This is a genomic window from Sphingomonas sp. LH128 (genome assembly GCF_000293195.2).
Classification (GTDB): domain Bacteria; phylum Pseudomonadota; class Alphaproteobacteria; order Sphingomonadales; family Sphingomonadaceae; genus Novosphingobium; species Novosphingobium resinovorum_A.
In genome coordinates this window covers 20,270-35,173 of record NZ_ALVC01000215.1, presented here as the reverse complement: position 1 = coordinate 35,173, position 14,904 = coordinate 20,270, and the positions used below count along the sequence as shown (strand labels likewise).

Sequence of the window (14,904 nt, the reverse complement as noted above, 5' to 3'; positions counted from 1 at the left end):
TGGCTCATGCCGCGGATCTGCGAGGTCATCGAGGTCGAGATGGCGAGGCCCGCCGCATCGTCCTTGGCCGAGTTGATGCGCTTGCCGGTCGACAGGCGCTCCATCGCGGTGCCGAGAGCCTTGTTGGCCGAATTCGAAGCGTTCGAGGCGCGGATCGCGCTGATGTTGGTGTTGATGACTGACATGTGTTGAACCCCGGTAAGCCTTTCGAGCGGCCCCGGAAGTGGAGCGCTCTTCACATGTCGAGAAGAACGGCGGGTGCGCGCAGGATTTAAGTCCGTTTCGCTTTCGCTTGATCGCAGACTGATTACCCCGCATGCAGCGGCTTCGTTCGCACTTGCAAACAAAAGGAAATAGAATGCCTTCCGGCCTTGTCGCCCTGCTTGACGACGTTGCGGTCATCGCTCGTGCCGCTGCCGCCTCCATGGACGACGTGGCGGCGGGGGTGGCCAAGGCCGGGACCAAGGCGGCGGGCGTGGTGATCGACGATGCGGCGGTGACGCCGGGCTACGTCACCGGCTTTACGCCGGACCGCGAACTGCCGATCATCTGGAAGATCACCAAGGGCTCGCTGTTCAACAAGCTGGTGATCCTGCTGCCGGTAGCGCTGCTGCTGAGCGCCTTCCTGCCGATGGCGATCACCCCGATCCTGATGGTGGGCGGCCTCTACCTCGCGTTCGAGGGCGCCGAGAAGGTGCTGGAGAAGCTGGGCGGCGAGAAGCACGGCGAGACGTTGGACGATCCGGTGAGCGATGTCGCCACTTTCGAGAAGACCCGCGTTGCCGGGGCGATCCGCACCGACCTGATCCTCTCGGCCGAGATCATGGCGATCGCGCTGTCGCAAGTGGAGGATTCCAGCTTCATCGCCCGCGCTGTGGCACTGGCGGTGGTGGGCATTCTCATCACCATCGGCGTCTACGGCGCGGTGGCGCTGATCGTGAAGATGGACGACGTCGGCCTGCACCTGACCAAGAAGCCGGGTGCGAGCGCGCAGGCGCTGGGGCGCGGGCTGCTGAAGGCAATGCCGATCGTGCTCAAGGTTCTGGGCAGCGTCGGCACGGTGGCGATGCTGTGGGTCGGCGGCGGGATTATCCTCCATGGGCTGGAGGAACTGGGCCTGCCCGCGCCCGCACACATGGCGCACGGCATCGAGCATGCGCTGGCCGGGGCGACCGGGCCGCTGGGGCCGGTGTTCGGCTGGCTGGGCTACGCTGTGGCTTCGGCAGTGGTCGGGCTGGTGCTGGGCGCGGTGGTAGCGGTGGTGGTGCACCTCGTCGCCAAGGCGCGCGGCAAGGGGCACTGAGGCGGCGTTTGCAGGCGGCGTCGTCCCGGACTTGATCCGGGACCGCTGGCCGTGGACAGCCCGGAACGAAGCGAGGCGCCCTGCCGATAGCCCTCGCCTCAAGACCGCCACCGATCCCGGATCGAGTCCGGGACGACGTCAGGGCAGGGCGGCCAGAACATCCTTCGCGAACACCGTCAGCGTATCGTCCCGCGCGCCCATGATGACCACGCGGTCGCCTGCCTGCGCGATTTCGGCGATCCGCTTCCCGCAGTCGGCGCGGCTGGGCACGTATTCCGCCTTGCCGCCGTGGCTTTCGATCAGCCGGACGATCCGTTCCGAGCCTTCGCTGCGATCCACAGTGCCGCCGAAGTAGACCGGGGCGCACAGGATGGTCACGTCGTCCGGCCCCAGCAGCCTTGCGATGACTTCGGCCAGTTCGGCGCCCATCTGGCGCAAAGGGCCATAACCGTGCGGCTGGAAGAGCGCGATGACGCGGCCCGGATGTACCTTGAGCGTCGAGAGCGTCGCCGAGACCTTGTCAGGATTGTGCCCGAAGTCGTCGATCACCGCGATTCCCGAGGGCGAGATGCCGACCACGTCGAAGCGCCGCGCCAGCCCTACGAAACTGCCGAGCGCGACCACCGCCTCGGCCACCGGCACGCCTGCGGCATTGGCGGCAGCGATCGCGGCGAGCGCATTGTAGAGGTTGTGGCGGCCGGGCACCTTCAGCGTCAGCGCATGCTCGGTGCCGTCGCGCCTGTCGAGGATCGTGGCGGACAGCGAAGTCGGCCCCTCGACCACGTCTATCGCGGCGATCTGGGCTTCGGGCGAAGTGATCCCGAAGGTCACCAGCGAGCGGGCCCGATGGGCCAGTGCGGCGGTTTCCGCATCGTCGAGGTTGATCGCCGATACTTCGGCGCGGGCGAGGAAGTCGCCGAACAACTTGCGCAGTTCCTCGAGGCTCTTGTGATCGAGGCTGACGTTGCCCAGCACCGCCACCTTGGGGCGATAGAGCGCAATCGAGCCGTCGCTCTCGTCCACCTCTGACACGAAGGCATCACCCTGTCCGACGCGGGCACTGGCAAAGGGCGCATCGGGGCTGACGAAGTTCTTCATCACCGCGCCGTTCATGATCGTCGGATCGCGACCTGCCGCGGTCATGATCCAGCCGGTCATGCCGGTGACGGTCGATTTGCCCGAGGTGCCGCCAATGGCCACGCCGAAGGGCGCGGCATTGAACAGTGTCGCCAGCAGTTGCGCGCGGCTCATCCGGGGGCACCCGAGCTGCGTCGCCCGTACCACTTCGGGCACAGTGTCCTCCACCGCAGCCGAGGCCACCAGCGTCTGCTCGGCCGAGATCACGCCGCTGCCGTCCTGCGGGAACAGTTCGAAGCCCAGCGATTCGAGCCAGGCGAACTTCTCGGGCGTCCGGCCCTGGTCGCGGCTGCGGTCCGAGCCGCCGATGCTCGCGCCGTGGCCCTTGAGGATCAGCGCCAGCGGCAGCATGCCGGAGCCGCCGATGCCGCAGAAGAACCAGGGGTGAGTAGTGAGGTCGCTGGAGGGTGTTGGCAGGTCGGTCATAGACCGCAAGCCGTATGCGGCCTTGCCCGCCGTGACAACCTCGATAGGAATGCATGGCATGACACGTATCGCCGTCTGCGCACCGTCCACCCCGATCACCCGCGAGGATGCCGAGGCCGTCCGCGCGCTCGCCGCTGCCGAGTTCCCCGGCGTGGAACTCGTCGTTCACGAGCAATGCTTCGCGCAGGAGGGGCACTTCGCCGGAACTGACGAACAACGCCTCGGTGCTCTGCTGGAGTGCGCCAACGATCCATCCGTCGATGCCGTGTGGTTCGCGCGGGGCGGCTACGGTGCGTGCCGGATTGCGGAGGCCGCGCTGGAGCAGATGGGTCATGCGGCGGTCGGCAAGACGTACCTCGGCTATTCTGACGCGGGCTACTTGCTCGGCGGGCTCTACCGCGAGAGGATCGGCAAGCCGGTCCATGGCCCGATGCTGGCGGACATTCGCCGCGAGGGTGGCGTCGATGCGGTGCGCCGTGCGCTCGCCTACCTCGCGGGTGACAAGCAGGGCCTCGAACCCTCGCTTGGCGGCGAGCGCCACGCCGTCGCCGCCTTCAACCTGATGACGCTGGCCATGCTTGGCGGCACGCGGCTGATGCCGGGACTCGCCAACCACGTGGTCATGGTGGAGGAAGTCTCCGAATATCTCTACGCCGTCGACCGCCTGTTCTTCCACGCGACCGCGCATCTCGGCGGCATCGCGGGCCTTCGCCTCGGCCGCGTCAGCGACGTGCCGGAGAACGACCGCCCCTTCGGCACCGATGCCGAGCAGATCGCGCGCTACTGGTGCGAACGCCACGCGATCGCTTTCCTCGGCGTGGCGGACATCGGTCACGATGCCGCAAATAAGATAGTTCCCTTCGGCTGACGAAGACGCCACTCTCCAGCTCAAACAGAACGGGAGAGATTGATGGCGCCCTTGCCGATCCGCCAGATCGCCTACTTCGTGCCGGATGTGCGCGCCGCCGCGCGGGCCCATTCCGCGGCCTTCGGCTCTGGGCCTTACTACGTGGCCGACCATATCGCGCTGACCCGCGCCGTCCATCGCGGGGTGGAGCGAGAACTCGACCACTCCAGCGCCTACGGCCAGTGGGGCGAAGTGATGATCGAGTTCTGTCAGCAGAACAATCCCGGCCCCTCGGCCTTTCATGACCTCTATCCGGAAGGCTCGGGGAGGGAGGGACTGCATCACGTCGCCTTGTTCGTCGATAATCTGGATGCAGCCGTCGCCGACTTCACCGGGCGAGGGGCTACGCTGGCGCTAGACGCGCAGATGACCGACGGGTTCCGTTACGTTTTCCTCGATACGATAGCGACTTACGGGCACATGCTCGAATTGTACGAGCCGACCGACAACCTCAAGGGGTTCTACGAATACGTGCGGCGCAAGGCGGGCGACTTCTCGAAGGGCGCAACCCAGGACATCGCTTTCGGGTGACGCGCGTGTCTCGGGGCTTGCCCTGAGCGGCCAAGGTCAATAACCCGCCGCGCCACAATCGATTCGCAATCGGCGAGAGGCTCCCCGCCCGCCGTGCAAGCCAAGGAGCGGTCGCAGATGCGTGCATTCGTTTTCCCCGGACAGGGTAGCCAGAAGGTCGGCATGGGCGCCGAACTCGCACAGGCCAGCGCCGTCGCGCGCGAGGTCTTCCAGGAGGTCGACGAAGCTCTCGGCCAAAACCTGTTCCGCATCATGAGCGAAGGCCCTGAGGACCAGCTCACCCTCACCGAGAACGCCCAGCCTGCGATCATGGCAAACGCCATCGCGGTGCTGCGCGTGCTGGAGAAGGAAGGCGGCATCAGCCTCGCCGACAAGGCGGACTTCGTCGCCGGTCACTCGCTGGGTGAGTACACCGCGCTCTGTGCTGCAGGGGCCTTCAGCCTCGCCGACACCGCGCGCCTGCTGAAGCTGCGCGGCCAGTCGATGCAGGCCGCCGTGCCGGTCGGCGTGGGCGCCATGGCCGCGCTGCTGGGCGCCGACATCGAGAAGGCCACCGCGCTCGCCGAAGCGGCGGCCGAGGGTCAGGTCTGCGCCGTCGCCAACGACAACGACCCCACGCAAGTCGTGATCTCGGGCCACAAGGAAGCAATCGAGCGCGCCATCGCGCTGGTCAAGGATCACGGCATCAAGCGCGGCATCGCGCTGCCGGTCTCGGCGCCGTTCCACTGCCCGCTAATGCAGCCCGCCGCCGACGCCATGGCCGAGGCGCTCGCCGCGACCCCTCCGGGCGCGCTGCGCGTCGCTCTGTTCGCCAACGTGACGGCCGCGGTGGTGACCGACCCGGCCGAAGTCCAGCGTCTGCTCGTGGAGCAGGTCACCGGCCGCGTCCGCTGGCGCGAGAGCGCGATCGCGATGCATGCGGCAGGCGTGGAGCGCTTCGTCGAGATCGGTGGCAAGGTCGTCGGCCCGATGATCAAGCGCTCGGCGGGCGAGGTGGACGTCGTGGCCGCGATCTCGATGGCTGAAATCGAGGAGCTGGCCAAGAGCCTCTGATTTTCCGCATGGCCCCGGGCTTGACCCGGGGCCATGCGCCGTCTGATTAAGCATCGCCGGGATGGCGATCTAGGAGTTTTGCCATGTTCAACCTCAACGGAATGACTGCCCTGGTGACCGGCGCAAGCGGCGGGATCGGTTCGGCCGTGGCCCGCGCTCTGGCGGCGCAGGGCGCGCGTCTCGCGATCTCGGGCTCGAACGCCGACAAGCTGCGCGCCTTCCGCGAAGAACTCGACGAGCACACCCCGCAGCACCTGCAGGAAGTCGACCACGTCTCCATCGCCTGCAACTTGGGCGATGCCGAGCAGGTCGAGAAGCTCGTGCCCGCCGCGCTCGAGTCGCTGGGCAAGATCGACATCCTCGTCAACAACGCCGGCATCACGCGCGACAACCTCGCGATGCGCATGAAGGACGAGGAGTGGGATCAGGTGATCCGCATCAACCTCGAATCGACCTTCCGCCTGATGCGCGCCGTGACTAAGCCGATGATGAAAGCGCGCTATGGCCGCATCATCAACGTGACCTCGGTGGTCGGCACCACCGGCAACCCCGGCCAGATGAACTACTGCGCGGCCAAGGGCGGCATCACCGCCATGTCCAAGAGCCTCGCGCAGGAAATCGCCAGCCGCGGCGTGACGGTGAACTGCATCGCACCGGGCTTCATCCGCACGCCGATGACCGACGTGCTGCCCGACGCGCAGAAGGACGCGCTCAACGCCCGCATCCCGATCGGCCGCATGGGCGAGGGCGACGAGATCGCCGCAGCCGCCGTGTACCTTGCCAGCAAGGAAGCGGGCTACGTCACCGGCCAGACCCTGCACGTCAACGGCGGCATGGTGATGGTGTGATCTGATGCAACGGTGGGCACGGTTTCCGGCGCTTGCGGCTTTGCTCGCGGCGTTGGGATCGTGCTCGTCAGAGCATGAGATGACGGCCCGGATGATCGGCGGGCGGCTGGCCTTCGACGCCTTGGGCGGCTGGTGGTCGCGCGCTGATTGCTTCTATTCGATCGATGTCCGAGCACAGAGCGGACCTTCTGCGAATCCAGAGGTCGGCGATGATGAAGATCGAGTCACGTCCGGAACCTACTGGTTCGACTGGCGCGATTCCTGCGAGAACGCCTATCCGGTGTTCTACGGTCAAGTTCTCAAGGGCGGGCGCTATCGTGGCCAGAATGGAGCGGTATGGCCACATGTGTCGCCCAAACCCTTGCTTGCCAACGTCATCTACAGTGCAAGTACGCTGAGTCCCGGCTCCAGTTATGGCTCGGTCTACTTTCGGCTCGACGGCCATGGCGGCGTGCAGGTGCTCGACTGGAAGGACGTGGAACGCTCCGCCACGCCAAGTTCTCCATAAGAACCCTTGATTTATCCCCAGATTCGCGGTTTTCCGCCCACATCCGGCTTGCCGCGCTCCGGACTCCCGTTAGAGATAGTCGTCCGAATTTAAGGGATATCCTTATCCCGTGCCCGACCAAGGGGGACTTGAGGCTGTCATGAAGGCCACTATCGAACGTTCCACGCTGCTGCGCTGCCTTTCCCACGTGCAGTCGGTCGTCGAGCGCCGCAATACCATTCCGATCCTCTCGAACGTGCTGATCGAGGCCGCCGCCGGCGGTGCGCTCAAGATCATGGCGACCGACCTCGACCTGCAGGTCGTGGAAACGCTGAGCGCGGTTTCGGTGGAGCAGGCCGGTGCGATCACCGTCTCGGCGCATCTGCTGTTCGACATCGCGCGCAAGCTGCCCGAGGGCAGCCAAGTCAGCCTCGATTCGGCGGACAACCGCATGGTCGTGAAGGCCGGTCGCAGCCGCTTCCAGCTGCCGACGCTGCCGCGCGACGACTTCCCGATGATCGCGGAAGGCGAACTGCCGACCAGCTTCGAGGTGCCCGCCGCGACGTTGGCACAGTTGATCGACCGCACCCGCTTCGCGATCTCGACCGAAGAGACGCGCTACTACCTCAACGGTATCTTCCTGCACGTCAGCGACGAGGAGCTGAAGGCCGCCGCCACTGACGGTCACCGTCTGGCGCGCTTCACCATCGCCCGTCCGGACGGCTCGGAAGGCATGCCCGACGTGATCGTGCCGCGCAAATGCGTAGGCGAACTGCGCAAGCTGCTCGAAGAAGCGCTGGACACCAACGTCCTCGTCGACCTGTCGGCCAGCAAAATCCGCTTCACGCTGGGCGGCGAACACGGTGTGGTGCTGACCAGCAAGCTGATCGACGGCACGTTCCCGGACTACACCCGCGTCATCCCGACCGGTAACGACAAGCTGCTCAAGGTCGATCCCAAGAGCTTCTTCCAGGGTGTGGACCGCGTGGCGACCATCGCCACCGAGAAGACCCGCGCGGTGAAGATGGCGTTGGACAGCGACCGGATCACCCTGTCGGTCACCTCGCCCGACAATGGCACGGCAGCCGAGGAAGTGCCCGCGCAGTACGCCGCTGAAGGCTTCGAGATTGGCTTCAACGCCAATTACCTCAAGGACATCCTCGGCCAGATCGACGGCGACACGGTGGAACTCCACCTTGCCGACGCGGCTGCGCCGACGCTGATCCGTCAGGACGACAAGAGCCCCGCGCTCTATGTGCTGATGCCGATGCGCGTCTGACCTTCACGGCAGGCAAAGAAAAGGGCCGGGGCGAAAGCTCCGGCCCTTTTTCTTTGTCATTGCGAAGGATTCAGGCCCGTCCGGTCGCCTCGATCATCTTTTCCAGTTCGACGAACTTCTCGCGCGGAGCGCCGTCGCGTGCGGCGGCGACTTCGGCTTCGTCGATCTTCTGCCAGTCGGTGAACTTGACGACCTGGATGCTGCGTTCTTCCGCGAGGGCATCGAAGCCGGGGCGGCCCGGTTTGCCGGAATCGCCCTTCATGTCCGCCGCGATCTTCTCGACGATGGCAAATCCGTCCGGGCGGTTGGTGCCGATCGTCCCGGTCGGCCCGCGCCTTGCCCAGCCCACGCAGTAGAGACCGGGGGCGATGCGGCCTTCGATGTTGGCGAAACGGCCGCCCTGCTCGTCATAGGGCACGTCGGGGATCGGCGAAGTCTGATAGCCGATGCAGGCTACGACGATCCCGGCAGGGATGCGATAGGTTTCTCCCGTGCCGATGGCCTTGCCGTTCTCCAGGCGGGTGCGTTCCACTTCCACCGCTTCGACATGGGTGTCGCCGAGGATGGCCTTGGGCGCGGCGAAGAAGTCGAATTCGACCGTGACGTCATCGGCGCGCGGGTTCTGGTTGGTCGCGAAGGCGCGCAGCAGACCGAGGGATTTGCGAAGCCCCGTATCGAGGCCCGCATCGGCTTCCAGCGGAGGCAGGTCGGCGGCATCCACTACGGGGTGCGCGCGTTCCAGCTTGGCGAGTTCGCCCAGTTCCTTGGGCGTCATCGCGATCTGATGCGGTCCGCGTCGCCCTAGGATCACGATGCGCCGCACCGCCGAATTGTGCAGGGCGGCGAGGGCATGGGCGACGATGTCAGACCCCGTGAACTCCGCTTCCGACTTGGCGAGGATACGCGCCACGTCGAGCGCGACATTGCCGTTGCCGACGATGACGGCGGTGTCGTGGTCCAGTTGCGGGTCGAGTCCGGTAAACTGCGGATGGCCGTTGTACCAGCCGACGAACGCGGCGGAGCCGAAGACGCCCGGCAATTGCTCACCGGGGAGGCCGAGCTTGCGATCGTGCGGCGCGCCGGTGGCCAGGACCACGGCGTCGTAAAGGTCCTGCAATTCGGCGACCGTCACGTCCCGGCCCAGCATCACGTTGCCGACGAATCGGACGTTGCGGGTGAGCGCCGTGTTTTCATAGCGACGGGCGACCGCCTTGATCGATTGATGGTCGGGCGCGACGCCGGTGCGGATCAGACCGAAGGGCACGGGCAAAGTGTCGAATATATCGACGTGCACCTCATCGCCCCACTGCTTGAGTGCGGCTTCGGCGGTGTAGTAGCCCGCCGGGCCGGATCCGACGATGGCGATGTGCCGCATGGCTATGTCTCCCGTATCTGGCCGACTTCGTTGCCGGCCGGTTGAATGGAAGCAAGCACGGCGACGAAGCGGTATCAAGTGAAATGCTTCGGATTCCGGATCGTTGCCCGATCGATTGCGGTCGCGTCGCTTAACGGTTTCGCAACGGCGGCAAAGGCATGGTTGCGGGCATGAAGAAACCGGGTCTGCGTGGCGAACGACAGGCGGCGCATTCGGGCGCCGAGCGAGGGCTTCTGCCCGCAGCGCAGGAGGCGAAGAACGATTCGCACGGAAATGCCGCACCCGCTGCGTCCTCCCCCTTCGCGGGGTTCGCCCGATGGAGCGGGCGGCCCGATGCCGGAGACTGCCTCCATTATTTCACGTGTCGCCGCTGGGTCCTGATGGGGCCGGCGCTGCTTGTCAGTGCGCTACTGATGGGCCTTATATCCGGGACGTTGCCGGACATGGTGGCAGGCCTGTGCATGGCCCTCGGCATGGCGCTGTGCCTGCCTGCTTCGATCTATGCGCGCATGGAGCGCAGGGTGGTTCACAATGGATGGCAGCGCTATCCGCTGCTGTTCGTCGCGATCCTGCTGCCGATGATGCTGTTCGGCTTCGGAGCGGCGCGCTGGACGAACCTGCACCCGCACCTTGGCTGGGAGGTGACGGTCAACATCTTCGTCATCGTCGTGCTGATGGCGACGGCGTTGCTGGAGAATCGACTGACTTCGATCATTGCTGCGACGATCGGGCTATGGGGTGGCGGCTCGCTCCACGCTGGCTCGATGGCCTCGTTCACACTGCTGACGGTAGGCACGGTGATCGGCCTGCTCATGGCGATCCGGCAGGCGCGTACCGCGTCGTCGCAATCGAATCGCCATGCAGAGCGCGAGCGCGAGCAGCGTCGCGCCGAACAATTGCTTCATGAGTACGAGCAGACTGGGCAGGGCTGGTTCTGGGAGACCGACCGTCAGGGCAAGATCACGTATGTGACACGGAGCATCGCCGCCTTGTTGGGCAGCACCGTGTCCGAGATGGAGGGCAAGCCCTTCACCGGCATGTTCATGCTGGAGGCTGCGGGGCAGGAGGGGGAGCGCACACTGGTGTTCCATCTCAACACGCGCTCCTCGTTCCAGGACCTGGGCGTGCGTGCTGCGACGGGCGAGAAGGACGAGCGCTGGTGGTCGATCTCCGGTCGCCCCGTGCTCGACCAGTTCAACAATTTCATGGGCTTCCGTGGGTCGGGCACGGATCTGACCGAAAAGCGTCGCTCGCAGGCACACGTCACGCAGCTAGCCCGGTTCGATTCGCTCACCAAGCTGGCCAACCGCTTCCAGATGTCGGAGTGGCTGGAGAAGATCCTGACCAGCCCGCGCATAGAGACCCGCGCCTGTGCGGTATTCCTGCTCGACCTCGACCGCTTCAAGGCGGTCAACGACACCATGGGGCACCCGGCGGGCGACGCCTTGCTCAAGCAGGTCGCCGAACGACTGAGCAATACCGTGGGCGATCGCGGCCGCGTCGGGCGCCTCGGTGGCGACGAGTTCCAGGTGATCCTCCACGGCGCGCAGAACCGCGAGGGTCTGGCTCATCTGGCGCGCCGCATTATCGAGAACCTGTCGCAGCCCTACACCATCGAAGGTGCGCGGGTGACCATCGGCGCCTCGGTCGGCATCGCACTGTGCCCCGATGACGGCATGACCTCGGATGCACTCATCCGCAACGCGGACCTCGCGCTTTACGCGGCCAAGGGCGGCGGACGCGGGCGGCATCACTTCTACGATGAGGACCTGCACTCCGACGCCAAGGAGCGCCAACAGCTTGAGCAGGACTTGCGCGACGCCATCGCCAGCGGGTCTCTCGAACTGCATTATCAGCCGCAAGTGCGCACCACGAGCGAGAAGATCACCGGTTTCGAGGCGCTGCTGCGCTGGAACCATCCGGTGCACGGCTATATCTCGCCGGCCAAGTTCGTGCCGGTGGCCGAGGAGACCGGCCTCGTCGCGCAGATCGGCGAGTGGGCCTTGCGCACCGCCTGCGCCGATCTTGCAAAGTGGCCGGAAGAGGTGCGCGTCGCGGTCAACGTCTCGCCGCTGCAGTTCGCCAACCCCGCACTGCCGGCCATCGTCACCAGCGCGATCGCCGCTGCAGGCGTCTCGCCCGGGCGCCTGGAATTGGAGATCACCGAGAGCGTGTTCCTCGGCGACGACAGGACCACCGAGGCAATGTTCTCCGCGCTCAAGAACCTCGGCGTGCGGCTGGCGCTCGACGACTTCGGGACGGGCTATTCCTCGCTCGGCTATCTGAAGAAGGCGCCGTTCGACAAGATCAAGATCGACCAGAGCTTCGTGCGGGGCGCCACCATCCAGGGCAGCCGCAACGGGGCGATCATCTCCTCGATCGTCAACCTTGCCGAGGCGCTCGGCATGGAGACGACTGCGGAAGGCGTCGAAACGCTGGACGAACTGGACCTCGTGCGCATGCTGGGCTGCAGTCACGTGCAGGGCTACATCTACGAGCGACCACTCAATGCACAGAGCGTTCTGGCGCAATTGGCCGACGGCCTCGTAGCCGTGGCGAAAGGCCCGCGTTCGGCCCGCGCGACGCGGCAGACGATGCTGCGCAAGGTCGCGCTGGAACATGGACCGCACAGCTACGAAGGCACCATTCGCAACATCTCGCAGCACGGCGCGATGATCGAGGGCCTGTGGAACGTGCCGGTGGGAACGACCTTCGGTGTGCATCTGGCGGATGACTATGTCGTCATGGCGACCTCGCGCTGGTGCAAGGAGGACCGCATGGGGCTCGAGTTCGGGCAGCCGCTGGAACTCGACGGCAATGGCGCGGTCCTGTTCACGCCGGTCCGGCCGAGGCGCGAGAAGTCGGAGACGGCACCGCTACGCCGTACAGCGTGACGCCTCGCGCACTTTTTCGCATTTTCCCGCCCCGGAGGTGATTTCACACCGGCGTAAAATGCTCTAACGGCGCTTCCATGACCGAACTCGCGCAGATCCGTAACTTCAGCATCATTGCCCATATCGACCACGGCAAGTCGACGCTCGCCGACCGTCTGATCCAGACCACCGGCGGCCTGTCCGAGCGCGAGATGAGCGCGCAGGTGCTCGACAACATGGACATCGAGAAAGAACGCGGCATCACGATCAAGGCGCAGACCGTGCGCCTGAACTACACCGCCTCCGATGGCCTGACCTATGAGCTGAACCTCATGGACACGCCGGGCCACGTCGATTTCGCTTACGAAGTCAGCCGCAGCCTTGCCGCCTGCGAAGGCGCACTGCTGGTGGTGGACGCCGCGCAGGGCGTGGAAGCGCAGACGCTGGCGAACGTCTACCAGTCGATCGAGCACAACCACGAGATCGTGCCGGTCATCAACAAGATCGACCTGCCCGCAGCCGAGCCGGAGAAGGTGCGCAACGAGATCGAGGAAGTGATCGGCATCGACGCTTCCGAGGCGGTCATGGCCAGCGCCAAGTCGGGCATCGGCATCGCCGAAGTGCTCGAAGCCGTCGTCAAGAAGATCCCGCCGCCCAAGGGCGAGCGCGACAAGCCGCTGAAGGCGATGCTGGTCGACTCGTGGTACGATCCGTACCTCGGCGTCGTCATTCTGGTGCGCGTCATCGACGGTGTCATCAAGAAGAGCTTGCCCGTCAAGTTCATGCAGGGCGGCACCGACCACCTCGTCGATCGCGTCGGCTGTTTCACCCCCAAGCGCATCGACCTGCCCGAACTCGGCCCCGGCGAGATCGGCTTCATCACCGCGCAGATCAAGGAAGTCGAACAGGCCAAGGTCGGCGACACCATCACCACGGTGAAGGGCGGCGCTACGCAGGCGCTGCCGGGCTACAAGGAAGTGCAGCCCGTGGTGTTCTGCGGCCTGTTCCCGGTCGATGCCAACGACTTCGAGAAGCTGCGCGAATCGATCGGCAAGCTGCGCCTCAACGACGCTTCGTTCTCCTTCGAGATGGAATCGAGCGCGGCGCTGGGCTTCGGCTTCCGCTGCGGGTTCCTTGGCCTGCTGCACCTGGAGATCATCCAGGAGCGCCTGAGCCGTGAGTACGACCTCGACCTGATCACCACGGCGCCTTCCGTGGTCTATCGCCTGACGATGACCGACGGTTCGATCAAGGAACTGCACAACCCCTCCGACATGCCCGATCCCGTGAAGATCGACTTCATGGAGGAGCCGTGGATCAAGGCGGTGATCTACACGCCTGACGAATACCTCGGCTCGATCCTCAAGCTGTGCCAGGATCGCCGCGGCATCCAGAAGGACCTCACCTACGTCGGCGGCCGTGCGCAGGTGACCTACGACTTGCCGCTGAACGAAGTGGTGTTCGACTTCTACGACCGCCTCAAGTCGATCAGCCGCGGCTACGCCAGCTTCGACTACGAGCAGACCGGGCTTCAGGAGGGTGACCTCGTGATGATGAACATCCTCGTCAACAACGAGCCGGTCGATGCGCTGTCGATGATCGTTCACCGCAGTCAGGCCGAGCCGCGCGGGCGCGCGCTGGTCGAGAGGCTGAAGGAACTGATCCCCCGTCATATGTTCAAGGTGCCGATCCAGGCCGCGATCGGCGCCAAGGTCATCGCGCGCGAGACGATCAGCGCCATGCGCAAGGACGTTACGGCCAAGTGCTATGGCGGCGACATCAGCCGCAAGAAGAAGCTCCTCGACAAGCAGAAGGAAGGCAAGAAGCGCATGCGCGAATATGGCAACGTCCAGATTCCGCAGGAAGCCTTCATTGCCGCGCTGCGCATGGGAGAGGAATAAGCTCCACTTGACGGAGAGGCCGCGAAAAGGCCCGGCAACCGCACCGGCGGTTGCCGGGCCTTTTCGCGTTGTTACCTCGGAACCCGATGTTTTTATGGTAAAATATTGACTAACTATGTTTATGATTGCGGCTGCGTAGTATCGTTGGTTAGTTTTAAGGCGGAGCCGGGTGGGTCGCTGGCAAAGTATGGCGGACAGAAATCTCAACGAGCATGGAGCGAATCGCGTGCAGGGCGCAGGGCTTCAGCATGTCTTCCCCGGACTGACCCCCAAGCAGCATGAAGTGCTGCGATTCGTATCCGAAAATCGGACCAGCAAGGAAATCGCCTGGGAACTGGGCATCTCCGAAAGCGCCGTGAACCAGCGGATCGAGGGCGTGCGTATCCGAGCCGGCTCTCCGCCGCGCGCCGAACTGGCGCGGACCTACAGGCAATATCTGCTGGATCAGGACGCACCCTGTAATCCAATACCAGATAAGATTCCTCAGGTTCCGGAAGTGCTGCCCGATGCATCAGTCAGGGCTCAGGACGAACCGGCGGCAAGCCTCGCTCTCTCGGATGCCATGACCTACACGGTCACGGCGCCCTGGCAGCGCGAGACTTACGGCCAGATCGTCCCGGAGGTGCTCGATGGGGCAAATGCCGGGCTAAGCCGGACAGCCGCCATGGTCGCCATCGCCGGGGGTATGCTTCTGGTGGCGATGGTGGGTCTTGGCGTCGTTCGTGCGCTGGCCGATCTGATCTGATCGGAACGGCCTTGTTCCAGCCTCCCCAAACCTGTGTTT

At 65.1% G+C, this 14,904-nt stretch carries 13 protein-coding genes; 10 read left to right on the top strand and 3 right to left on the bottom strand.

What is annotated here, in order from left to right; all coding sequences use genetic code 11:
* Nucleotides 1-185: flagellin N-terminal helical domain-containing protein (locus LH128_RS17370; protein WP_008830974.1), on the bottom strand; the 185-nt coding region annotated here is incomplete at its 3' end.
* A 173-nt stretch (nucleotides 186-358) separates the two neighbouring features.
* Here LH128_RS17370 and LH128_RS17365 point away from each other — a divergent pair.
* Nucleotides 359-1,303, top strand: coding sequence for a DUF808 domain-containing protein (locus LH128_RS17365; protein WP_008830973.1), 945 nt, complete (start codon nucleotides 359-361; stop codon nucleotides 1,301-1,303).
* Nucleotides 1,304-1,441: 138 nt separating this feature from the next.
* On the opposite strand, the gene LH128_RS17360 is transcribed toward LH128_RS17365, so the two are convergent.
* Nucleotides 1,442-2,866, bottom strand: coding sequence for a glutamate ligase domain-containing protein (locus LH128_RS17360; RefSeq protein WP_008830972.1), 1,425 nt, complete (start codon nucleotides 2,864-2,866; stop codon nucleotides 1,442-1,444).
* Nucleotides 2,867-2,924: 58 nt separating this feature from the next.
* Between LH128_RS17360 and LH128_RS17355 the strand changes: the two genes are divergently transcribed.
* The 6 genes from LH128_RS17355 to dnaN all read left to right on the top strand — a co-directional run bounded on the left by LH128_RS17355 (nucleotide 2,925) and on the right by dnaN (nucleotide 7,971).
* Nucleotides 2,925-3,734, top strand: a complete 810-nt coding sequence (locus LH128_RS17355) for an LD-carboxypeptidase (protein ID WP_008830971.1) — start codon at nucleotides 2,925-2,927, stop codon at nucleotides 3,732-3,734.
* 42 nt (nucleotides 3,735-3,776) lie between these two features.
* Nucleotides 3,777-4,304 (top strand): VOC family protein, encoded by a 528-nt coding sequence (locus LH128_RS17350; RefSeq protein WP_008830970.1) that lies wholly within the window; start codon nucleotides 3,777-3,779, stop codon nucleotides 4,302-4,304.
* A 117-nt stretch (nucleotides 4,305-4,421) separates the two neighbouring features.
* Nucleotides 4,422-5,357 (top strand): ACP S-malonyltransferase, encoded by a 936-nt coding sequence (gene fabD, locus LH128_RS17345; RefSeq protein WP_008830969.1) that lies wholly within the window; start codon nucleotides 4,422-4,424, stop codon nucleotides 5,355-5,357.
* A gap of 83 nt (nucleotides 5,358-5,440) precedes the next feature.
* Nucleotides 5,441-6,205: a 3-oxoacyl-[acyl-carrier-protein] reductase gene (fabG, locus tag LH128_RS17340; RefSeq protein ID WP_008830968.1), complete on the top strand. Its 765-nt coding sequence runs from the start codon at nucleotides 5,441-5,443 to the stop codon at nucleotides 6,203-6,205.
* Between the two features lie 79 nt (nucleotides 6,206-6,284).
* On the top strand, nucleotides 6,285-6,713 hold the full coding sequence (locus tag LH128_RS17335; protein WP_236727274.1) for a hypothetical protein: 429 nt from the start codon (nucleotides 6,285-6,287) through the stop codon (nucleotides 6,711-6,713).
* A gap of 139 nt (nucleotides 6,714-6,852) precedes the next feature.
* Nucleotides 6,853-7,971, top strand: coding sequence for a DNA polymerase III subunit beta (gene dnaN, locus LH128_RS17330; RefSeq protein ID WP_008830966.1), 1,119 nt, complete (start codon nucleotides 6,853-6,855; stop codon nucleotides 7,969-7,971).
* 70 nt (nucleotides 7,972-8,041) lie between these two features.
* Here the strand turns inward: dnaN and LH128_RS17325 are convergent, their stop codons facing one another.
* The gene (locus LH128_RS17325; protein WP_008830965.1) at nucleotides 8,042-9,346 is read right to left on the bottom strand and encodes an FAD-dependent oxidoreductase; all 1,305 of its coding nucleotides are present in this window, start codon (nucleotides 9,344-9,346) and stop codon (nucleotides 8,042-8,044) included.
* 170 nt (nucleotides 9,347-9,516) lie between these two features.
* Here LH128_RS17325 and LH128_RS17320 point away from each other — a divergent pair, with 170 nt between their 5' ends.
* The 3 genes from LH128_RS17320 (at nucleotide 9,517) to LH128_RS17310 (ending at nucleotide 14,865) form a co-directional block, all read left to right on the top strand.
* The gene (locus tag LH128_RS17320) at nucleotides 9,517-12,240 is read left to right on the top strand and encodes an EAL domain-containing protein (protein ID WP_155986142.1); all 2,724 of its coding nucleotides are present in this window, start codon (nucleotides 9,517-9,519) and stop codon (nucleotides 12,238-12,240) included.
* A gap of 77 nt (nucleotides 12,241-12,317) precedes the next feature.
* Nucleotides 12,318-14,120 carry a translation elongation factor 4 gene (gene lepA, locus LH128_RS17315; RefSeq protein WP_008830963.1) on the top strand — a complete coding sequence of 601 codons (1,803 nt, stop codon included), beginning with the start codon at nucleotides 12,318-12,320 and terminating at the stop codon, nucleotides 14,118-14,120.
* Nucleotides 14,121-14,346: 226 nt separating this feature from the next.
* Nucleotides 14,347-14,865 (top strand): helix-turn-helix transcriptional regulator, encoded by a 519-nt coding sequence (locus tag LH128_RS17310; RefSeq protein ID WP_008830962.1) that lies wholly within the window; start codon nucleotides 14,347-14,349, stop codon nucleotides 14,863-14,865.
* Nucleotides 14,866-14,904 lie beyond the last annotated feature (39 nt).